At 64.5% G+C, this 20,160-nt stretch carries 19 protein-coding genes and 1 pseudogene; 10 read left to right on the forward strand and 10 right to left on the reverse strand.

All coding sequences use genetic code 11. The features are described from left to right. Nucleotides 1-331 precede the first annotated feature (331 nt). Nucleotides 332-1,690 (forward strand): amidohydrolase family protein, encoded by a 1,359-nt coding sequence (locus QA649_RS19050; protein WP_283025529.1) that lies wholly within the window; start codon nt 332-334, stop codon nt 1,688-1,690. Between the two features lie 464 nt (nt 1,691-2,154). Continuing rightward, nucleotides 2,155-3,916, forward strand: a pseudogene (locus QA649_RS19055) (CHAD domain-containing protein). Nucleotides 3,917-4,034: 118 nt separating this feature from the next. Here QA649_RS19055 and QA649_RS19060 read toward each other — a convergent pair. From QA649_RS19060 to QA649_RS19075, 4 genes are all read right to left on the reverse strand, one after another. After that, complete coding sequence (locus tag QA649_RS19060) at nt 4,035-4,658, reverse strand: transglutaminase-like cysteine peptidase (RefSeq protein ID WP_283025530.1); 624 nt, start codon at nt 4,656-4,658, stop codon at nt 4,035-4,037. 330 nt (nt 4,659-4,988) lie between these two features. Further along, the gene (locus QA649_RS19065) at nt 4,989-5,600 is read right to left on the reverse strand and encodes a PilZ domain-containing protein (RefSeq protein ID WP_026312634.1); all 612 of its coding nucleotides are present in this window, start codon (nt 5,598-5,600) and stop codon (nt 4,989-4,991) included. A 133-nt stretch (nt 5,601-5,733) separates the two neighbouring features. Further along, nucleotides 5,734-6,924: an MFS transporter gene (locus QA649_RS19070; RefSeq protein WP_283026051.1), complete on the reverse strand. Its 1,191-nt coding sequence runs from the start codon at nt 6,922-6,924 to the stop codon at nt 5,734-5,736. Between the two features lie 308 nt (nt 6,925-7,232). Then, nucleotides 7,233-7,712 (reverse strand): GNAT family N-acetyltransferase, encoded by a 480-nt coding sequence (locus QA649_RS19075; RefSeq protein ID WP_283025531.1) that lies wholly within the window; start codon nt 7,710-7,712, stop codon nt 7,233-7,235. Nucleotides 7,713-7,894: 182 nt separating this feature from the next. On the opposite strand from QA649_RS19075, the gene QA649_RS19080 reads away from it, so the two are divergent. The 3 genes from QA649_RS19080 to QA649_RS19090 all read left to right on the forward strand — a co-directional run bounded on the left by QA649_RS19080 (nt 7,895) and on the right by QA649_RS19090 (nt 10,195). After that, nucleotides 7,895-9,046, forward strand: coding sequence for a zinc-binding dehydrogenase (locus QA649_RS19080; RefSeq protein WP_260389753.1), 1,152 nt, complete (start codon nt 7,895-7,897; stop codon nt 9,044-9,046). Between the two features lie 109 nt (nt 9,047-9,155). Further along, nucleotides 9,156-9,638, forward strand: coding sequence for a VOC family protein (locus QA649_RS19085; RefSeq protein WP_283025532.1), 483 nt, complete (start codon nt 9,156-9,158; stop codon nt 9,636-9,638). A gap of 44 nt (nt 9,639-9,682) precedes the next feature. Then, nucleotides 9,683-10,195 carry a hypothetical protein gene (locus tag QA649_RS19090; RefSeq protein WP_283025533.1) on the forward strand — a complete coding sequence of 171 codons (513 nt, stop codon included), beginning with the start codon at nt 9,683-9,685 and terminating at the stop codon, nt 10,193-10,195. Nucleotides 10,196-10,217: 22 nt separating this feature from the next. Here QA649_RS19090 and QA649_RS19095 read toward each other — a convergent pair whose 3' ends face one another. Beyond that, nucleotides 10,218-10,571 (reverse strand): cupin domain-containing protein, encoded by a 354-nt coding sequence (locus QA649_RS19095; RefSeq protein ID WP_283025534.1) that lies wholly within the window; start codon nt 10,569-10,571, stop codon nt 10,218-10,220. Nucleotides 10,572-10,697: 126 nt separating this feature from the next. Continuing rightward, on the reverse strand, nt 10,698-11,438 hold the full coding sequence (locus QA649_RS19100; RefSeq protein WP_283025535.1) for a metallophosphoesterase family protein: 741 nt from the start codon (nt 11,436-11,438) through the stop codon (nt 10,698-10,700). A gap of 569 nt (nt 11,439-12,007) precedes the next feature. On the opposite strand from QA649_RS19100, the gene QA649_RS19105 reads away from it, so the two are divergent. Next, entirely contained in the window at nt 12,008-13,948 is a 1,941-nt protein-coding gene (locus tag QA649_RS19105) for a DEAD/DEAH box helicase (RefSeq protein WP_283025536.1), read from the forward strand. 77 nt (nt 13,949-14,025) lie between these two features. Here the strand turns inward: QA649_RS19105 and QA649_RS19110 are convergent, their stop codons facing one another. Further along, nucleotides 14,026-14,328 (reverse strand): hypothetical protein, encoded by a 303-nt coding sequence (locus QA649_RS19110; RefSeq protein ID WP_283025537.1) that lies wholly within the window; start codon nt 14,326-14,328, stop codon nt 14,026-14,028. Between the two features lie 123 nt (nt 14,329-14,451). Continuing rightward, a complete protein-coding gene (locus QA649_RS19115; protein ID WP_283025538.1) occupies nt 14,452-14,958 on the reverse strand; it encodes a GNAT family N-acetyltransferase in 507 nt (168 codons plus the stop codon). A 147-nt stretch (nt 14,959-15,105) separates the two neighbouring features. On the opposite strand from QA649_RS19115, the gene QA649_RS19120 reads away from it, so the two are divergent. Further along, nucleotides 15,106-15,492, forward strand: a complete 387-nt coding sequence (locus QA649_RS19120) for a hypothetical protein (protein WP_283025539.1) — start codon at nt 15,106-15,108, stop codon at nt 15,490-15,492. A 442-nt stretch (nt 15,493-15,934) separates the two neighbouring features. Next, a complete protein-coding gene (locus tag QA649_RS19125; RefSeq protein WP_283025540.1) occupies nt 15,935-16,420 on the forward strand; it encodes a phasin in 486 nt (161 codons plus the stop codon). A gap of 278 nt (nt 16,421-16,698) precedes the next feature. Here QA649_RS19125 and QA649_RS19135 read toward each other — a convergent pair whose 3' ends face one another. Further along, entirely contained in the window at nt 16,699-17,526 is an 828-nt protein-coding gene (locus QA649_RS19135; RefSeq protein WP_283026052.1) for a Crp/Fnr family transcriptional regulator, read from the reverse strand. 176 nt (nt 17,527-17,702) lie between these two features. Beyond that, nucleotides 17,703-18,257: a PAS domain-containing protein gene (locus tag QA649_RS19140; RefSeq protein WP_283025542.1), complete on the reverse strand. Its 555-nt coding sequence runs from the start codon at nt 18,255-18,257 to the stop codon at nt 17,703-17,705. A gap of 456 nt (nt 18,258-18,713) precedes the next feature. On the opposite strand from QA649_RS19140, the gene QA649_RS19145 reads away from it, so the two are divergent. Both QA649_RS19145 and QA649_RS19150 read left to right on the forward strand, forming a co-directional pair. Continuing rightward, nucleotides 18,714-19,538: a rhomboid family intramembrane serine protease gene (locus QA649_RS19145; protein ID WP_283025543.1), complete on the forward strand. Its 825-nt coding sequence runs from the start codon at nt 18,714-18,716 to the stop codon at nt 19,536-19,538. A 188-nt stretch (nt 19,539-19,726) separates the two neighbouring features. Then, a complete protein-coding gene (locus tag QA649_RS19150; protein ID WP_283025544.1) occupies nt 19,727-20,155 on the forward strand; it encodes a CBS domain-containing protein in 429 nt (142 codons plus the stop codon). Nucleotides 20,156-20,160 lie beyond the last annotated feature (5 nt).

Consider the following 20,160-nt stretch of genomic DNA (forward strand, 5'->3'; position numbering starts at 1 on the left):
ACGTCCGCGACCCTCCTCCTGCCCAGCGCCTCAAAGTCGCGCAGACCGCGCGGGATCGTACTCCCGGGAGAAGAGGTTGCAATCCGTTGTTGCCGGCGAGTGAGCCGGATAGTCGCGTTTTGACTTGAGTTCGACGCGAGTGCGACAGCCGCCCTTACTCATTTTTCTGCAAGCGGCGGTCGCGGCGCGTCTCCCATCGTGTCGTATGGCTGACTTGCAAAATCTCGCTGTGATCGCAAATTGACTCGATGCTGTTTGCAGGCCTCAATCCGTAGCTGCACCGCATGGCATCGGCAGAACTGCGCAGCGGGTTTCGGCGTGGAGATTGGACATGTGGGGTTTGACCACGTCGGCCGGACTCGTCAGAGCCGCCGCGCTGCTCATGTCGATCGGGATTGGCCTCGGCAGTCCGTTCTCCGCACAAGCCCAGCACGACTCCGCCGTCCTGTTTCGCAACGTCCGGATATTCGACGGCAGGAACGCTGCGCTCTCGGCCGCGTCCAACGTCCTCGTCAGGGACCGGAAGATCGAGAAGATTTCAACCGCTGACATCGCGGCCACCGGGCAAGTGGTCGACGGCGGCGGGCGTGTGCTGATGCCGGGGCTGATCGATGCGCATTGGCACGCGATGCTGGTACGCCCGACGCCGATGGCCGCGCTCGCGGGCGATATCGGCTACAACAATCTGCTTGCCGCCAGCGAAGCGACGGCGACGCTGATGCGCGGCTTCACCACTGTGCGTGACATGGGCGGGCCGAGCTTCGGCCTCAAGCAGGCGATCGACGAGGACCTCGTCGCCGGCCCCCGCATCTATCCATCCGGCGCCGTGATCACCATCACCGGCGGCCACGGCGACTTCCGCCAGCTCTCCGATCTGCCGCGCACGATCGGCGGCATGCTGAGCCGCATGGAGCGGGTCGGCGGCAGCATGGTGGCCGACAGCCCCGACGAAGTCCGCGTGCGGGCGCGCGAGCAACTGATGCAGGGCGCCTCCCAGGTCAAGCTCACCGCGGGCGGCGGCGTCGCATCGCCATTCAGCCCGCTCGACGTCTCCACTTTCACCGAGCCCGAGCTGCGCGCGGCGGTCGAAGCCGCCGACAATTGGGGCACGTATGTTGTCACGCACGCTTATACGCCGGTGGCGATCCAGCGTTCGATCGCAGCCGGCGTGAAATGCATCGAGCACGGTCACCTCATGGATGAGGCGAGCGCAAAGCTGATCGCGGAGAAGGGCATCTGGCTCAGCACGCAGCCGTTCCTGGATCTCGCCGGTGCCGCGGCGCTCGGGCCTTCAGAGCAGGACAAGATGCGGCAGGTGGTGGCCGGCACCGACCGCGTGTACGCGCTGGCGAAGAAGTACAAGATCAAGACCGCGTTCGGCACCGACGTCCTGTTCTCGCAGGCATTGGCGGAGAAGCAGGGCGCGATGGTGGCCGCGCTGACGCGCTGGTACACGCCGGCCGAAGCGCTGGCCATGGCGACGTCGACCAATGCGGAGTTGCTGAGTCTGTCGGGCCTGCGCAATCCCTATCCCGGCAAGCTCGGCGTGGTGGAGGAGGGCGCGCTGGCCGATCTCCTGCTCGTCGACGGCAATCCGCTCGACAACATCGCCCTCGTCGAAGATCCCGCGAAGAATTTCGTCGTGATCATGAAGGGTGGCAAGATCTACAGGAACAGTCTCGCGCACTGACGCGCATCGCGTGGCGCGATCTGGCGAAATTTGGACCGCTTCTAGTCCCGATCGTCGGGGACCAGCCTCTTGCGCAGCGAACCCTTTGCAACTTCCGGGACCTCGGGAGGCCGCGCGGGGCTTGTCGCAATAGGGCTTGTCACAATTCCGGGGCTGTCATCGGCGGCGTGACTTCTAAGCGTCTCCAGAACCAGAAAGAATTTCTCGGCTAGCATGAGTCAATCTCGCTGACGCGTTCATCTCGCTTTCGAGAACGGCGAGATTCGCTATCGAATTCGATCACTTACTACGCGTCGCGGCAATTTAATTCGTCGCGCTCAGCGAATTATGACAATCCTCGTCGATGTCTGCCGTGCGGCATGTGCATGTGGATCATGATGCGCCGCGACGTAACGTGACTATTCCTCGCGAGCCGCACCGGTTATATGCTGGCGCTCTGTCATAGAACTGTCATGTCACCGGAAATGTTAAAATCAGACGCAACGTCGGCTCGCAAAACCATGAGCGTGCCGGACGGGAATCCTGTCCCAAAGGACGGTAAGCGAACGCAAGTCATCGCCGGTTTCCTCAGGCAGCGTGACGCGGCCGAGTCCGGCGCGGAACCTGCGATTGTCGAGGGCGCTGCGATCGATCAGACGCCATCGCAAGACGCAACGCCTGCACCGGGGCCGACCCCGTCGAACGCTGCGGCGCGTCCGGCCGGCGAAATCGAGCTCAAGCTTCTCATCGATGCAGATCGCATGGCCCATTTCAGCGCTGCGCCGGTCATCGCGGCGAATGCTCGCAACAAGGGCACGAAAAAACGTCTCAAGTCCGTCTACTACGACACGCCCGAGCGGGCGCTTCGTCGCGCCGGGCTGAGCTTGCGCGTTCGCCAGAGCGGCACGCGCTTCGTCCAGACCGTGAAGACCGACGCCGCGGACGATCCGCTGCGCCGTGGCGAGTGGGAGGCGAGCGTGCCATCGCTTGCGCCCGATCCCGCTTTGGCATTGCCATTCATTCCGGAGAAGCTTCGCGAGCAGCTCGAAACGCAGCCGCTGGAAGCGGTCTTCACCGCCGATATCCATCGGCACACGCGCATCGTCGACCTGCCGTCCGGCACGGTCGAGATCGCCTTCGACCAGGGCGAGCTGACGGCCGGCGAGCGGTCGCTGCCGGTGAGCGAGATCGAGCTGGAGCTCAAGAGCGGCAGCGCGAGCACGATCTACGAGATCGCGCTGCGGCTTGCAGAGCACGGCGCGGTGAAGCCGTCCATCCGCAGCAAGTCCGCGCGGCTTCGACCTTACTGCGGACAAGGCGCCGTCGGCGCGCCGGCCGGGCAAGGTTCGCCTCGATCCGACCGTCACGCTCGACGAGGCCTTCGCGACGATCCTGCGCTCGTGCTTCCTCCATCTGCTGCAATCGCTGCCGGCGGCCGAGGACGGCCGCAATCCGGAAGGCGTGCATCAGTTGCGTGTCTCGCTGCGCCGGCTACGCTCGGCGCTCGACCTGATGCGATCGGCCGGCGCGCTCTCTAATCTCGATTCGCTGCGGTCGGAAGCCAAATGGCTGGCGCAGGACCTGTCCGCTGCGCGCGACTGGGACGTGTTCCAGCTCGACACCTTGCCGACGATCGCAAGAGCCTGTCCTTCGGTCGCCGGCTTCGGTGAGCTGGGGCGGGTCGCAGCGCAGCGTCAGTCGGAGGCCTATCGCAAGGCGCACCTTGCGCTCGATGATCGCCGCTGCGCCGTCTTCCTGATCAGCCTCGGCGGCTGGATCGAGACGCGCGGCTGGCGCAACGACGTCGCGGCGGAAGATCTCGGCCGGCTCGCCGAGCCCGCGGTCAACTTCGCCCAGCGCGTCTTGTCGGAGCAGCACGCCAAGGTGCTCAAGCGCGGCCGCCGATTCAAGTCGCTCACGGTCGAGGAGGTGCACCGGGTGCGGCTCGCGACCAAGCGGCTGCGCTATCTCGCCGAGTTCCTGCTGCCGCTGTTTGCCGATCGCAAGTCCGCGCGAAAATTCGCCCGCAGGCTCGCCGGCCTGCAGGAGGAGCTCGGCGCCTTCAACGACATGGCGGTGACGGCCTCATTGCTCGACGGGCTCGGTTCCGAAGATCGCGACAGCACGATCGCTGCGGCCGCGATCGCCGGCTGGCAGGCGCGTGCATCGATCGGCGCGCACCAGTCATTGCAGGACAGCTGGCGGGACTTCACCGCGGCGCGCGTGCCGTGGTCGTCGCTGGGCTGATTGCGCATCCCCAAAAAAGTTGCGGCCAGCCATTGGGGGATGGCTGGCCGCGCGCGAACCGGTCTGGGACGGGGAGGGGTGGGGATGTGACCGGGTCGCGTAACCTGTTGTCTCGTTCCTAATCTCTTGCGCTGGCGGTGGAGACCGCCGGCTTGGTGTCGCCGAGCGAGACCCAGACGTTGGGATCGCCCTGCGACTGGCGCTTGACGAAGCGGTAGCCGGTCTCCGTCCAGGCAACGACGTTCTCGTTCTGATTGTCGAGAACGAACTCGCCCTTGTCGGTCTTCACCGTCAGCACCGCGTGCCCTTCGCCCTTCTTGTCGCGCACCACGGTGATGAGCAGGGCCTCGCGTGGCCAGCCGGCATCCATCAGCATCTTGCGCTTCAACAGCACGTAGTCTTCACAGTCGCCGTAGCCGTCCGAAGGCAGCGACCACTTCTCGATCACGCCCCAGTGCTCCTGGTCGGTCAAAGGCTTGACGGTCTCGTTGACCCAGCGATTGACCTTGACGAGGTCGCGCCACGCCGTCTGCGACATCACGATGTCGCGCGGCTGCGTCGGCCCGCCCTGGCACTGCGCGGCATTGTCCGCACAGAACTCGACCCAGCCGATCGGCGCACGCGTGGTGTCGCCGAGGCTCGCGTAGAGCAGACGGCCTTCGCCGGCCTGCACCGTCGCGCTGATCCCGAAGAGCATGGCAGCGATCGCCAGTCCCTTCCCCTGTCCCCTGAAATCAAACATTGCGGCCCCCGTTTCTTGTTGGGACCACATTTCGCACGGAGCTTTTGAGTTGCCGCTAAGTCGACCAAGTCAAGTCGAGACGAATACAAGTAAAACGTGCCGCTAATTCGATCTATACTTGAATAGAATTCGAGTAAAATTCGAGATTACTGCAATTGATTCAAACTTTATCGATTAACGCGGAAACGCTGACGGAACCGCCGTTTCGGCGCGCAAACGGCCCGGCGTTAACCCGCGCAAGGTCCGTCACAACGCATGAAAAAGGCGGCATCCGTGTCAGGGAGGCCGCCTTCAGGGCTGGAAAATCAGTGGTTTTGCCGCGATTGCGCTTTACCGCGCGGTAACGCTCTCTTCGAGTGTCTCCGCCGGCTGCTCGTGCATGAACTCCAGCGCGAAGCCGTCTTCGAGGTTTCGGACCACGCGGCCCTGGACCCGGCCGAGCAAAACCGTCGATTTCAGCGGCGGGCGGTTCTCGGCGGCGATGGCCGCGCCCGACAGCGAGAGGTCGATGATGCGGCAGGTCATCTTGGTGCCGTCCTCGAGCGTCAGCACCGCGATCGGGTTGCGCGGCACGATACGGTCGTGGCGGCGGTCCTCCGGCAGGTTGAGGATGTCGCGGTTGGCGAGCCAGGTCAGCTGTGCCGCGAGCTTATCGCGCTTTCTGGGCGTCGCCCCGATCGTCATGGCAAAGCCATTGTCGATGATGCGGGTGATCTTGCCCTCGACGCGGCCGATATGGTCGAGATAGGCGACCACGCGGTCGCCGACATTGCCGATGCCGGGGGCGAGCAAAGCAAGGCCGCCCGGCGACATGTTGATCACCTGGCAGGGGAATTCACGGCGGTCCGGCAGCATGTAGCGGCCGAGCAGATGCACCTTCACCCGCTGGAAACGCCGACGCTCCTCGGCGGCCGGAAGAAATTTTTTGTTCGCCAACGCCATTTTCAACACCCGACCCCCCGCCCGGGCGGAGTCCGGGACGACCCTAAGGTGCATAGGGTTAATGCCGCGTTAGGATCGGGCGCGCCGGTTACGGACAGACACAATCGAAAAGCCACATCCCGAGGGGAACCGGTCAAGCCGTCCGTGTCCCCCGCCGATACAGCAGGAACAGCAGCGTCAGCAGCACGGCGGCCGAGAGCCCGAGCGACCAGTGGATGCCGATCGCGGCGCCGAACACACCGACGGTGATGCCGCTGAAGGCCCGCATGCCCAGCCCGGCCATATTATAAAGGCCGACGACGCGGCCGCGGATGTCGTGCGGCGCGTTCAGCTGGACCAGGGCCTGCGCCATTGTGTTGAACGACAGCTCGAAGAAGCCGGCGAAGAACAGCAGCACGATTGCGACCGGGTAGATCCGCACCGCGGCGAAGCCGAGCAGTGCCACGCTCCAGAGCATCGCCAGCGTGATCGCGGTGCGCGGCGTACCCTTGAGGCGTCCCCAGGATTCCAGCGCGATGCCGGCGAGCAGCGCTCCGGCCGCGTCCGCCGCGAGCAGCACGCTGTAGGAAACGCCGGGATCGCCATGGCCGAGATCGCCGGCAAAGCCCGGCATCTGGGCGTGATAGGCATTGCCGATCATGAACGAGGTGAGGCCGGCAAGCCACGTCATCGCCGTCAGCACCGGCTGCGTGCCGATGGCGCGGATGGTGAGCACGATGTCGGCAAGGCCGCGCACCGCAAAGCGTCGCGCAGCCAGGCTCTTGTCCCGCACCGGCGCCCAGAACAGCCACAGCAGCATCGGCAGATAGAACAGCGTGTTGAAGATGATGCCGTGCGAGGGGCCGAGCGTCAGCATGATGATTCCGCCCACCGCAGGCCCGACCAGGATGCCGAGATAGCGCGCCATCGCGTTCAGCCGCACCGCGCTCGGCAAGTCGGCGGGACCGACGAGGTCGTAGAGCAGCAGCTGGTTCGGCGTCTGCCACAGCACGCCGGCGCAGCCATGGATCACCAGCAGCAGCATCGCGTGCCACATCTGGATCGTGTCGGTCAGGAAGAAGAAGCCCCATCCGGCGGAAGCGACGATGAACAGCAGCATCCCGCACTGGATGATGCGGCGCGGATCGAACCGGTCGGCGAGACCTCCGACCGCGACCGAGAACAGCAGGAACGGCAGCCAGTGCGACAGCACGGCAAAGCCGCCCAGCGTCGGCGAATGGAATTTCTGAAACACCACCCAATAGCTGATCACATGCTCGATATTGTCGGCCATCATCGCCAGCACATAGGCCGTGAACTGGAGGCGATACGGCACGGACCTCATCGCCGCGAACGAGCCGGACGCGACCACGGGATTTTGGGGGAGGGGGTTCAAGCGGGCACCTGGGGTGGGACCCTTGCGGGAGTACACGTTCGCCGGTGGCGGCTCAAGACAATTGGGTGTGCCTCGACACAGCCATGCGTTGCCACCACAATCACCGCCATCATCCTGAGGTGCGAGCGAAGCGAGCCTCGAAGGATGGGCCGCGAGCGCCCGTAGCCCATCCTTCGAGGCTCCCCGCGCGACGCTACGCGTCGCACGTCTCGCGCCTCAGGATGACGTCGGAGTGTGTGGCGGGTACGAAGACGCCTCTACGCCAGCGACTTCACATACACCGTATACGGCACGCCCAGAATATCCGGCGCCTCGCCAATCCTCGCAAATCCCATGCGCAGATACATCGGCAGCGCGACCGTCATGATCGGCGTCGTGTGCAGGGCGATCGCCGGCGACTGGTCGCGCTCGGCGCGGCGCAGGCATTCCTCCGTCAATCGCCGGCCGATGCCCTTGCCGCGCGCCGAGGGGTCGACCACCAGCATGCGGATGACCGGCCAGGCCGGATCGAAGAATTCCGGCTTCGGCGCTTGCGCGCCGATATAGGCGACCGCGCCGACGATCCGGCCGCCATCTTCGGCGACGATGATCTCGCCGGTCTTGGCCAGCTCCGGCATCTTCGCAACGTGAGTCATGAACAGCGGCCAGTCGGAATAGTGTCGCTCGAATTCGGCGAACGCGGCCAGTGCGACGCGTGTGATGGCTTCGGCATCCGCCGGCTGATAGTCGCGCAGCATTGGCATCATCCTCGATCCGTAGCCCGGATGGAGCGCAGCGAAATCCGGGAAAGGCGTTCCCGCATTACGCTTCGCTCCATGCGGGCTACGAGACTGCCCGCTTGGCACGAGCGCGCATCTCACATACGCTTCGTCTCAGCCCGCACCATCAATCATAACAGACGGGCACCGAGGAAACAGCCATGCAACAGATCCGCGTCTGCACCCACGCAGGCCCCGGCAGCGAGCCCGTCATCCGCACCGTGCCGTGGCCGAAGGTCGGTCGCAAGGCCGCGCTGATCAAGGTCGGCGCCTGCGGGGTCTGCGGCACCGACCTGCATATCCTCAAGGGACACTGGCCGAAGCCGCTGCCCTGGCCGTTCACGCTCGGCCACGAGCTCGGCGGTGTCATCGTCGAATGCGGCGACGAGTTCACCGAGGATTTCATGAGCAAGCCGCTGACCGTCGGCTCGAAGGTGATGATCCCGCCGCTGATGCCGTGCGGGCGCTGCTACTACTGCATCCACTATCCGCAGACGGCGAACAAATGCCTGACGCCGGTCTATTACGGCCGCTATCTCGGCTTCGACAAGGCGCCGCACATGTGGGGCGGCTGGGCCGAATATGTCTATGTCGATCTCGAGATGCTGCCGGGCACCAAGATCTACAAGCTGCCCGACGACATGTCGCTGCGCCTCGGCGCGCTGTCCGAGCCGCTGACGTCCTGCATCCGCGCCTTCAACCGCGCCACCCGCGCCGGCGGTTTTTCCTGGGGCGACACGGTGGTGATCCAGGGCTCGGGCCCGATCGGTATTCTCGCAGTCGCCGCCGCAAAGGAGATGGGGGCAGGGCGCGTGATCTGCGTCGGCGCGCCGGAGGAGCCGCGGCTCAAGCTCGCGCGCGAGTTCGGCGCGGAGGCGACCGTGAACATCGAGGAGCTCAAGTCGCCGCAGGACCGCATCGATCGCGTGCGGAAAATCGTCGGCGGCTTCGGCGCCGATCTCGTGATGGATTGCTCGGGCCATCCCACCGCCGGCCCCGAAGGCATCGAGATGCTGCGCGACGGCGGTACCTATGTCGAGATGGGCCAGTTCACCGACGCGGGCTCGATCGACACCTCATGGCACCGCATCTGCACCAAGGATCTCAACGTTCTGGGATCCTGGGGCTTTACCGGCAACGATCTGCCGCTCGGCGTCGACATGCTCTACCGCACGCGTGACAAATATCCCTGGCTGAAGATGCAGACGATCTACCCGTTCACCGAAGAGGGGGTCGCGCAGGCGGTGAAGGACGCGATGGCGATGAAGACGGTGAAGTCGACCATCGTGCCGTGGCCCGAGCTGGTGGAGTGAGGGCGTGTAGCCCGGATGAGCGAAGCGATATCCGGGACCTTTCAAAGACTTTCCCGCATATCGCTTCGCTGATGCGGGCTACGAGTCGGAGTTCGGAATAAGGCACGAAATGACAAACGCACACACTACCGATCCGGCCCGCCGCTCACCCTTCAACGCCATCCGTGCGATCGACTACACCGTCATCTTCGTGCGCGACATGGCCGCGATGCGCAGCTTCTATGAAGACATCCTCGCCTTTCCCCTCTCGCGCGAGCTCTCGCCGAACTGGATCGAGTACGCCCTCGGCAGCAATACCCTGGCTCTGGCAAAACCGAGCCGGACCGCGTCCGATCCGCCGATCCCGGCAGGGAGCGCCTCGCTGCAACTGGCCTTCAAGGTCTCCGCGGCCGAGGTCGATCAATGCGCCGACGAGCTCGTGCGGCAGGGTGTGGCGCTGCTCTCGCCGCCGACAAACCAGTCCTTCGGACATCGCACGCTGTTCTTTCGCGACCCTGACGGCAATCTTCTGGAGGTCTATGCGGAGATCCGAGCGGGAGCCGATGCCCAAAAAGTTCCATCCGATATCCCCGAACTATTCACGCCGAGGTGAAACTTAGGCCCAAGTTCCGGCTTTCATTTCGCGGGAGAGGTGCCGTGAAACGACTCCTGAAACCGGTTACTTACATCCTGGCTGCGATCTACTTCCTGGTGGATGCGGTCTTCATGGCCGTGGCGAGGCCCATCGGCCGCTGGATCGGGCGGCATTTCGAGTTCAGGCGATTGCGCGCCTGGATCAAATCGCTGCCGCCTTATACGTCTCTCGCCCTGTTCTCCGTGCCCGTCATTCTTCTGGAGCCGATCAAGCCCGTCGCAGCCTACCTCGCCGCAACCGGTCAGGTTCTGAGCGGTGCCGTGACCTTCATTGTCGGCGAATTGCTCAAGCTGGTGCTGGTCGAGCGCCTGTTTCATCTCACGCGCGACAAGCTGATGCGAATTCCCGCTTTTGCCTGGGCGTACGGAAAATACGCTGCGGCGAAGGCGTGGCTGCAGGCGACCGAAGCCTGGCGCGCCATCCGGGCCCTGGCTCGCGCGGCCAAGGACACTGTCGTGCGCGCAAAAGCCAGGCTGGTCGGCAGCTTCAGCAAGCTGGCCGCCTCCAGGGATTAGGCAGCGCCAGGCCCGTTGCTCGCTATGCGAGCTTGCGCGCTGCCGCGGTTGCCTTGTCGCCGGTGTTCGGTGTCCCGGTCGGCTCGATCAGCATGAGATGAACCTCCTCGCGGGCCACCGGGCGATGCTCGACACCCTTGGGCACGACGTAGAGCTCGCCCGGACCGAGCCTCACCGTGCGATCGCGCAGTTCGATGTCGAGACTGCCCTTCAGGACCAGGAAGAAATCGTCGGTGTCATCGTGCTTGTGCCAGGTGAATTCGCCCTTCACCTTGACCACCATCACGTCGCAATCGTTGAAGGTCGTGATCGTGCGCGGCGACCAATAATCCCCAAAGGTCGCGAGCTTGTCGGCAAGCGATATGCTGTCGGCCATGTTTCACCCGTTGCTTGTTCGTGAGGCGCGACTTGGGATCGCGTGGCGGGCGCGACAAGGCCGTATTCGTTCACCCGTCGATCCTGCCCTGCGGCGTGGATTCGGAGATCTCAGCACGGCCAGCTTCTATTTGACGTATCCGGACAACATGGCCTGCGCCCATTCCGGGCGGTTGTTGGCGAGTGCGCGCGCCGAGGCGGCCTCCCAGTCGTATTCGAGCGCCAGGAGTTCGACCTGCCAGCCCCTTTTTCCCTTCGTCAGGATCGCGTAGCGGGCGTGAGGCGAGCGATGTTCCAGTTTTGCGGCAAAGGGAATGTCCGCGAAGACTGGGCATCCGACGCTCCCGGGATTGAGGACCAGACACTCGCGCGGCCCCTGAACGACGGCCTGGCGGTGGCTATGGCCACACAGCACCACGCGCGCCGCCGGCTCGCTCGCCAGGCGTGCTTCCAGCACGTCGCGGCGTGCCGGCACAAAGCGGCCGTCATCGAGCGATTCCTCCAGCAGGCACGTCGTATCGTTCTCGGGCGTGCCGTGGCAGGCCAGGATGCCATCGTCCAGTCGCAGTAGGGAGGGCAGGCTGTGGAGGGCGCGCCGCTGCTCCGCAGTCAACGCGTTGCGCGCAAACAGACCTGCCGGCGAGAGCTTGTCGTCCGGGAACTCCTCGATCCAGCGATCATGGTTTCCGCGCACGGTCGGCAACGACAGCGACTGTAGGGCTTCGAAAGTCTCTTTCGGCCACAACGGGCTGGTGACGCAATCCCCGAGGTTGACCGTGCGATCGACGCCCCGTGCCTTGATGTCGGCCAGCACCGCCTCCAGCGCCGCAAGGTTGCCGTGGATGTCGGAAATGACTGCCAATCGCATCGTTGAGCTCCCGTTTTATTTCGCCTGAACTTAGCTCTGCCAGGTCGCTGGACATATCTAGCATCAGCCAATGGGACGTTCACTAACTAGCCATCGCTGATCCGGCCTTCCTTCACCACCCTCGGTGCCCTCGAGTTCCCGTACGACATCCGGCCCCACGATTCCGAGATCGAACGTCACTGGGGCATTCCCCGACAGTGCTTCCACGTCGTCATTGCGAGCGCAGCGAAGCAATCCAGAATTTTTCCGCTGGGGCAGTCTGGATTGCTTCGCTGCGCTCGCAATGACGGAGTGTATGGCAATGGAATCCGCCTCCCTGTGTCCCGGCCCGGCGTCAGATCCGGCTGCAGCCAAGGTTAACGAAGGTGGCAACAAAAATCTCCTGCAACCTTCAGGCGCGGTTCTCTCCGGAAAGCCATGCATCACAGGCATGGTGATTTCAGAACACTTGGCGTAAAGAGCGCCCAGATCAAATCGCCAGCGTGCGGCCGGGCCGTTTGCCGCGCATGCCAGCTCAGGTCCGCCAGATCACCCTTTGCGCGCCTGAATCAACCAAGGTTCTCCATCCCGTGTCTCTTCCGGCCCTGACCCCGCCGCTCGCCCGCGCTTTGGCCGAGCGGAACTATGATTCACTGACGCCTGTCCAGCTCGCGGTGCTCGCCCACGAAGCCACCGGCCGCGACCTTCTGGTGTCGGCCCAGACCGGCTCCGGCAAGACCGTCGCCTATGGATTGGCGATTGCCAAAAATCTTCTCGATGATGCCGAGCAGTTCGAGCAGGCCGGTGCGCCGCTCGCGCTGATCGTCGCGCCGACCCGCGAGCTCGCACTTCAGGTTCAGCGCGAGCTGGCCTGGCTGTATGGCCATGCCGGCGGGCGCGTCGTCTCCTGTGTCGGCGGCATGGATCCGCGGCGCGAGCAGCGCGAGCTCGCCGCCGGCGCGCACATCGTGGTCGGCACGCCCGGGCGTCTGTGCGATCATCTGCGGCGTGGCCGGCTCGACATCTCCGAACTCGCCGCCGTCGTGCTCGACGAAGCCGACGAGATGCTCAATCTCGGCTTTCGCGAGGACATGGAATTCATCCTCGAGACCACGCCGGAGACGCGCCGCACCCTGCTGTTCTCGGCGACGTTTCCGCGCGGCATCGTCGCGCTGGCGCGGCAATATCAGCGCGACGCCTTCCGGATCGAGGTCGCCGGTGACGAAGGCGGTCATGCCGATATCGAGTACCGTGCGATCCGGATCGCGCCCGCCGACGTCGAGCATGCCGTCGTCAACGTGCTCCGCTTCTACGAGCCGCCGAGCGCGCTGGTGTTCTGCAGCACGCGCGACGCCGTCAGGCATTTGCAGGCAGCGCTCCTGGAGCGCGGCTTTGCCGTGGTCGCCCTGTCGGGCGAGCTGACGCAGAACGAGCGGACCCTGGCGCTGCAGTCGCTGCGCGACGGCCGCGCCCGCGTCTGCGTCGCGACGGACGTTGCCGCCCGCGGCATCGATCTGCCGAGCCTCGACCTCGTCATCCATGCCGATTTGCCCAACGACGCCGAAGTGATGCAGCATCGCTCGGGCCGCACCGGGCGCGCGGGCCGGAAGGGGACGAGCGTCCTGCTGGTGCCGCCCGCGCGGCGGCGGCGTGCGGAGCTGCTGCTCAATCTCGCGGGCGTCGACGCGGACTGGGGCACGGCGCCCCAGGCCGATGAGATACGCAAGCTCGATCACGAACGCATGAAGGACGTGCTGTTCACCGAGGAGACGACTCCCGACGATCTGGCCTTGGCGCAAGCGCTATTGGCCGAGCGTTCGGCCGAGGACATCGCCGCGGCGCTCGCAAGGCTTTATCGCGCGCGGCTGCCGTCACCCGAAGACATCATCGATCCGGGCGAGCGGACCGGCCGTCCGCGCGACGATCGCGGTCGCGACCGGTTGGAAGGCGGTGACGATCGTCCAGCAAAACCTCGGGCGAAATCCGGAAAGGCGTCGCCGAAGCACGCCATGGCGGAGGGCAGCGTCTGGTTCCGCGCCGCGATCGGGCGGCGCAAGAATGCGGAGGCGCGCTGGCTGCTGCCGATGATCTGCCGCAGAGGCGGCATCGACAAGCGCGACATCGGCGCCATCAAGATCATGGACACCACCACCGAGTTCGAGATTTCCGAGCGGGTCGCGGAGTCCTTTGCCGCGAAGATCAAGCGTCCGGACAAGGAGGACAGCATCCGCATCGAGCCGATGGCGGAGGCGCCGCAGCGGCACGCGCCCTCGGAGGAGCAGTCATATGCACCCCGGCACGAGAGCCGCGAGGGTGCTCAGCGTGACCGTCGCGACGATCGACCGCGCGACACGGGATTCAAGTCGCGGGACAAGGGGCACGGCGAACGCAAGCCGAAATTCGACGACGCGCCGTCCTTCGGAAAGAAAAAGCGGCACAAGAACAAGCCCGGCCACGCAGAGCCGTCGGTCACGCCGTGGCCGGTCAAGGGCGCGCCCGGAAAGAAATCAAAGAAGAAGCGGCGCGGTTGAGCGGCGCGAGGCGACGCAGACAGCGATGATGCCGCCGGATTGCGCCGGCGGCATCACCTGAAAGGCCCGGTGTGAGCTCAGCGGCCGCCGCCGCCACCGCCACCACCTCCGCCGCCGCCGCCACCACCACCGGCATCACGCAGCGACGTATTGTAGCGAGGATCAGTCTGCTTCATGTAGATCGGTGAGATGTCATGGGTGGGGCGAGCGACGCGACGTCCGCCGCCCTGGTTCGGCAGATCGATCAGGCCGGCACAGCCCTCGAAGAAGGCAAACTCGCAGCCATAGGTGCGATACTGCGCCGCGTTGGCGCTGGTCGCGCTGAACGCAGCCGTCGCAGCGAATGCAATCAAGGCAAGTTTCGACAATGTGAGTTTCATGGACATTCTCCAGTCTCGGTTCGGCGAGACCGGAACGGCCCGCACAGTCCTTCGACGGGAGCTCGCCGGAAGCGGTTCGAGGCGCGGCTTCACGCCCGCGTGAGCCCGGATGGTCCTGGGACGTTACGTCGCGGCGAGGTCGCGGAGCATGTAGGTCGCGCCGTTGCCGTAGGATGCGAGCTTTGCGCGCAATTCCGCATCCGCCGATACCGGCCGAAAGCCGAACCGCTCCCACAGCGGCCGCGTGGCGTAGACCGAGACCAGCGCGAGCGCCGCTATGCCTGACGCACGAGCCAGCTTCTCGATATCAGCAACATAAGCGCGCGACGCGCCGCCGCGGAAATCGGGCAGCACCGCGACGTCGTGCACATAGATGCAATCGGCATCGACGGGGATGAGTTCGAGGAAAGCATCAAGCGGCGGAATCCGGTGCCGCTTCCAGGGATGCGCGAGGCCGTAACCGACGGTCTCGTCGTCCGCAATGAGCGCGCGGCAGCCGTCGCGACAGAGCCGCATCTTTTCCGCGAACACCTCGGGTCGTTCCGGAAGGTCGGGATGGATGCGCGCCGCGATCGCGCTGATCGCGGGCAGGTCGGAGGCGCGCGCGGGACGCCAATGCGGCTTGCTCATGTCGGTCGTCGTTCCGTCTCACTCATTCCAGTTTATTCCGCTGCGCCGGTGAGCGCAGCGAAAAATATCTTTGCCGCCCGCGCAGGAATACGGCGCCCCTGGCGCGGCGTCCTATCCATGCAAGCCAATTGCATGACAGGAGACACTATGACGTCCTCGATCCGCCTCGCGCTCACGCTCGCCGTCTCACTCGCGATCGTTCCCGCCGCGTTCGCCGCGCCGCCGACCAAGACCGGCAAGACCGACAAGGGCAACGTGCTCACCGACGCCAAGGGCATGACGCTCTACACCTTCGACAAGGATGCGGACGGCAAGTCGGCCTGCAACGGACCGTGTGCGACCAATTGGCCGGTGCTGAAGGCCGAGGCGAGCGACGCTCCCGGCGACGGCTACACCGTCATCACGCGCGACGACGGCTCCAGACAATGGGCCTACAAGGGCAAGCCGCTCTACACCTTCGCCAAGGACCAGAAGCCCGGCGACATCACCGGCGACGGCTTCTTGAACGGTGCCTGGCATCTGGCGATGCCCTGACGGTTCGCGGCGCAGATCCGGTGCGCCCGTCTTATGGAGGGAGGCGCACCGGAGCGCAGGCGGGCCGCAGCGGGGAGGGAAATAGCGGAAATCCGGCAAAAAGATCATGTTGCAAGTGCGATCATTTGCCTCGGAGCAGGGGCGTTGCTGCGCTCATCTCAAGTTGGCGCATGCGATCGCAACAACTTCAAAGATGCAAAACGCGGTCTGCGCCGCTGCGCCGCATCAATTGAACAAATTCACGCTGAGAGTCTGAAAGCGAACCGAACAGAGCACCCTCTTCGGTCATAGTCGGCTCTGCAAGGGGGACGGAGCGGTTATCCGCAGCAACAATCCCACCGCATTGAAAGTAGCAGTATTGGTGTCCTGGTGCGGCACGCACCTCGATGCCCCGGGGAGTCTTCAATCCGTTATCTAGTTTCGCTTGAAAGGATGAAAGCCCGTGAATGATGCCAATGTGAAAGTCGAGACCAATGCCGCTCCGCAAGACGTGGGGGCCAACGGAAGCGCAAAGTTCCAGTTCGACGTACCGTTCTTCAACATGCAGACGATGTTCGGCAGTTTCGCCGAACAGGGCGCCACGCGGGCCCAGGCGAATTTTGCGAAGGTGAGGGCGACTTCGGAGGAAGTCACCACCGCTCTCTGCGATGCCTATTCGACCAATGCCAAGCGTGCCGCCGACTACGGCATCAAGCTCGTCGAAATATCCCACGTCAATACCACCTCCACGCTGGACTTCATTTCCCAGCTCGCCGATGCGAGGTCGTTTGCCGATCTCGTCAACCTCTCCACCGCCCACAGTCGCAAGACCTTCGAAGCAACTTCGGCTCAGAACCGCGAACTCTGGGACCTCGCCCAGAAGGTCGCAACGGAAACGGCCGAGCCGATCAAGCAGAGCTTCAACCGGGTATTGCGTAGCGCTGCTTGAATCGAAGCGGTTGGCCGCGCGGATCGGCTGGACGAGCGTCTCCGCAAGAAGAGAAGCCGTCCAGCCGATTGCGGCCTCCCTCACTGCTGAGGTGATTCCAAGCTGGAGGAAATCACGATGGGTATGGTGATGATCAAGTGCCCGGAAACGGGAGATGCCATTCCGACGGGCATCGAGATGGATGGCGAGAGGTTTCGGTGCAGTGCGGTGTTCTTTTCGCGCACCTATTGCAGGATGTGCGCCGCGACGCACGAATGGTTCGCCAGAGAGGCGTGGGTCTACGAGTCGGTCTTGGCGAATGGCGGGTCCGGGGGGAGGCAGCCAATCCGCGCCGGCGCGGCGTGAAGGACCCTTGGCGCATCCTGCGAAACGATCCGATCGATCCTGCGGCTCATCACCTTGTAGCACTCACAGGCGATGATCTCGAGCCGGTGCCTGTCGATCTCCAGCTGGCCGCGCCGGTTGGATTTGATTGCCCGTGATGAGCGCAACGCGCTCACCACGTGGGTGACCGTGGTGCGGCGGACGCCGAGCAATTCCGACAGCGTTTCCTGCGTCAAGGGCAGGATGTCACCACCATCCGTCCGGTCGTGGATGTGCAGCAGCCAGCGGGCGAGGCGCGCCTCGACCGAATGCAGAGCATTGCAGGCTGCGACGTGCTGGAATTGCGTCAGCAGCGTCCTGGTGAGAAGCTGAACCGAGCTTGCAATGGCGGGACTGCGTTCGAGCGCATTGTGAAATCGTGCGGGCGAGATCTGCAGCGCCGTCCCGGCCACGCGGACGACCGCAGTCATGGGTGATCGGGTCGGGCCGAGCGCCGTCAGGAGTCCGACGGCGCCGTCGTTGCCGATCACGGCAGTTGCCGCCGTCTGTCCGTTCGGCAACTCCATGATGAGCGCGACCGCGCCGCTGCAGGGAAAGGACAGGTGCTCGATCTTGTCGCCCGATCGAACCAGGACTGCGTCGTGCTGAAGCTCTACTTTTCGCAAATGAGGTGCGAGCAACGCGAAATCGGCCGGCGGTAACGCAGCTAACAACCGATTACCAACTCTTCTCGCGTGCTCCATCACGGGAATAGTCCCTGGACGGACGCACGGCAGACGCATCTTCACCAATCGAGCTGCGCTGCCGCTTGCCACGGCAAACGAATAAACTCGTCTTAAAAGCTAAGGTTCCGCTGACGTATTGGCAAGCCGGCACGCCAATGCGTTTGATCACGATCAGGCCTTCGAAGATCGAGCCGGCCGTTTGCAAAACTGCGCGTCTGACGCGAGCGCCGCTCCTAGCGCAGCCCCTCATACACCATCAGCCCGCGAGCGATCTGCAGTTTGCGGATCGCGCGCGGCAGCAGCTTCTCCGGTTGGTGCAGGTAGCGCCAAGAGGTGAGGGTGAAGGCTGAAAGCGCGCCGCATTCGTCGTCGAACGGCGCGAGCACGCCGGTGACGCTCACCGGCGTATGCGGGCGAGCGTTGAAGGGCAGCAGCAGGAGCTCGAGATGCGCCTTGCTGCCGTCCTCGCGCGTGGCGGTGACGCCGGCAATCGCGCCAAGCGTCTCGTCGGCGACGATGGTCGTGATGTCCTCGATCTCGCTGCGGCTGGCTGGCGTGAACAGCGCCGCAAAGCTCTGGTCCTTGAGGTCGGTCCCTGCAAGCGCGCAGACGCGGGTACCGGCAACGCGGAAGGGGAAGCCGAGATTGGGCTCGCAGGACAGCACGAAGATGTCGCCGAGCAGGCCGCGCACCGCGGCCGGATCGATGTCGGCCCGGTCAGGGGCCCGTGCAGTACCGCGCTTCTTGTCCCAATACGCGAAAAATGCGCGGCTTGACGGATGTTTCATGACTGACGCTAACCCCGGGGGCGCAACCTTGCGGGACAGATCTGTCCCGCTTCAGTGCACCCGCGATCCCTTCTGTTGTTGTGCAGGAGGGGATTTGCAGCGTCCATGCCGCGGGGGCGTTTTCACGCCTGTTAAGGCCGTCTTTGCGTCGTTAACGTTAAATTAACTATGCGCTTTGCAGCTCGCGCGGCCCTGCTATGGTGACCGCGGTCGCAAGCCCCGCCGCTTTTTCTCCAGGTTCTCGGCGGGGTCTGTACACAGGGCGTCAAACAGTTTGGCCACGGGCCGGGGAGGGGTGGGGATACACCTTCATTCCCTAGGGCATCGGAAGGCCGACACGGACAGGCAGGGCTTTTCCCAGGGCCCTGCCTTTTCCTTTTGTGTACTTGCGCCGGGACGGTAAAGGCGACTATCTCCAAGCCTGTCGCTCCGATCGGGCCTGAAAGCGAAGCTGCCTTGGATTCCCCGCCGCAAGATTCGACGCCGCAAGGTTCTCAGCCGGGCCTGGCGGCTGTCCATGAGGAGGCTCCGCGCGAGCCGATCCTGACGCTGCCGGCGGCGCTGACCGCTTATATCGCCTTGCTGGCACTGATTCATCTGCGGGTGCTGCTGCCGCCGGAGCTCGAGAACTGGACCATCGACGTCTTCGGCTTCATCCCGAAGCGCTACGATTCCTCGCTGCTCAACCTACAGATCCCCGGCGGCGCCGGTGCTAAAGTCTGGAGCTTCGTCACCTATTCGCTGCTGCATGCCAATCTGACCCATCTCGGCTTCAACGTGCTGTGGCTGCTGCCGTTCGGCAGCGCGCTGGCGCGGCGCTTCGGCGCGATCAGGTTCTTCGTCTTCATGGCGGTGACGGCGGCGGCCGGCGCGCTCGCCCATCTCGTCACCCATGAGCATGCGGTGGCGCCGATGATCGGCGCCTCGGCCTCGGTGTCGGGCGCGATGGCAGCCGCGATCCGCTTCGCCTTCGCCCGCGGCAGCTTCCTGTCCTTCAGCCGTTCGGACGCCGATACCGCCGCAAAAGTTCCCGCGCTGCCGCTGTCGCGTGCGCTGCGCGACGGGCGGGTGGTCGGTTTCCTCGCAGTCTGGTTCGGCGTCAACATTATCTTCGGCGTCGGCGCGATCGGGATCGATGCCGAAACCACGAGCGTCGCCTGGCAGGCACATATCGGCGGCTTCTTCGCCGGCCTGTTGCTGTTCGCGCTGTTCGATCCCGTGCCGCGCGTGCGAAGCGATGCTGCGGATGCGTCATCACAGGACGTTTCAGACCGCATTTGAAGCTGTGCTTGCGGCCCGGCCCGAATTCATCCATCATTCGCGTGAAGAATGTTCCGAAGCGACAAGCCGATAGAGGCAGCGCTTCGACAAGTGCGCGAGCGTGAAACCCGCGCCAAAACTGTTAGTTGAAGACTCGCGAACAAGTCCGGACCGCCAAAAGCGGACGGCTCCGATTCAGGGAGGCGGCAATGACGGTACGTTCCATTCTCAACACCAAGGGCCACCAGATCATGAGCGTCGAGCCCGACGTCAAGCTGTCGGCCGCGATCAAGCTGCTCGGTGAGAAGAAGATCGGCGCGGTGCTGGTGATGAACCAGAGCCGGCTGGAAGGCATCCTGTCCGAGCGCGACATCGTGCGCGTGCTCGGCGAGCGCGGCGCCGGCGTCCTGGAGGAGCCGGTCGCGGAGGTCATGACCCGCAAGGTCGTCACCTGCAAGGAGACCGACACCGTCGCCGAGCTGATGGAGACGATGACGACAGGCAAGTTCCGCCATCTGCCCGTCATCGACAACGGCAAGGTGGTCGGCCTGATCTCGATCGGCGACATCGTCAAATGGCGTGTCCGCGAATACGAGACCGAGCAGGAAGCCCTGCGCGACTACATCAAGACCGCCTGACGGAC

This window comes from Bradyrhizobium sp. CB1717, assembly GCF_029714325.1.
Taxonomy (GTDB): Bacteria; Pseudomonadota; Alphaproteobacteria; order Rhizobiales; family Xanthobacteraceae; genus Bradyrhizobium.

What these genes read in the sequence shown, in the direction of transcription:
- QA649_RS19135 (WP_283026052.1), bottom strand. Translation starts at nt 17,526, where the DNA reads ATGCGTCTGCCGTGCGTCCGTCCAGGGACTATTCCCGTGATGGAGCAC.
- QA649_RS19120 (WP_283025539.1), top strand. Translation starts at nt 15,106, where the DNA reads ATGACGTCCTCGATCCGCCTCGCGCTCACGCTCGCCGTCTCACTCGCG.
- QA649_RS19100 (WP_283025535.1), bottom strand. Translation starts at nt 11,438, where the DNA reads ATGCGATTGGCAGTCATTTCCGACATCCACGGCAACCTTGCGGCGCTG.
- QA649_RS19070 (WP_283026051.1), bottom strand. Translation starts at nt 6,924, where the DNA reads ATGAGGTCCGTGCCGTATCGCCTCCAGTTCACGGCCTATGTGCTGGCG.
- QA649_RS19050 (WP_283025529.1), top strand. Translation starts at nt 332, where the DNA reads ATGTGGGGTTTGACCACGTCGGCCGGACTCGTCAGAGCCGCCGCGCTG.
- QA649_RS19065 (WP_026312634.1), bottom strand. Translation starts at nt 5,600, where the DNA reads ATGGCGTTGGCGAACAAAAAATTTCTTCCGGCCGCCGAGGAGCGTCGG.
- QA649_RS19140 (WP_283025542.1), bottom strand. Translation starts at nt 18,257, where the DNA reads ATGAAACATCCGTCAAGCCGCGCATTTTTCGCGTATTGGGACAAGAAG.
- QA649_RS19095 (WP_283025534.1), bottom strand. Translation starts at nt 10,571, where the DNA reads ATGGCCGACAGCATATCGCTTGCCGACAAGCTCGCGACCTTTGGGGAT.
- QA649_RS19110 (WP_283025537.1), bottom strand. Translation starts at nt 14,328, where the DNA reads ATGAAACTCACATTGTCGAAACTTGCCTTGATTGCATTCGCTGCGACG.
- QA649_RS19115 (WP_283025538.1), bottom strand. Translation starts at nt 14,958, where the DNA reads ATGAGCAAGCCGCATTGGCGTCCCGCGCGCGCCTCCGACCTGCCCGCG.
- QA649_RS19080 (WP_260389753.1), top strand. Translation starts at nt 7,895, where the DNA reads ATGCAACAGATCCGCGTCTGCACCCACGCAGGCCCCGGCAGCGAGCCC.
- QA649_RS19075 (WP_283025531.1), bottom strand. Translation starts at nt 7,712, where the DNA reads ATGCTGCGCGACTATCAGCCGGCGGATGCCGAAGCCATCACACGCGTC.
- QA649_RS19150 (WP_283025544.1), top strand. Translation starts at nt 19,727, where the DNA reads ATGACGGTACGTTCCATTCTCAACACCAAGGGCCACCAGATCATGAGC.
- QA649_RS19085 (WP_283025532.1), top strand. Translation starts at nt 9,156, where the DNA reads ATGACAAACGCACACACTACCGATCCGGCCCGCCGCTCACCCTTCAAC.
- QA649_RS19060 (WP_283025530.1), bottom strand. Translation starts at nt 4,658, where the DNA reads ATGTTTGATTTCAGGGGACAGGGGAAGGGACTGGCGATCGCTGCCATG.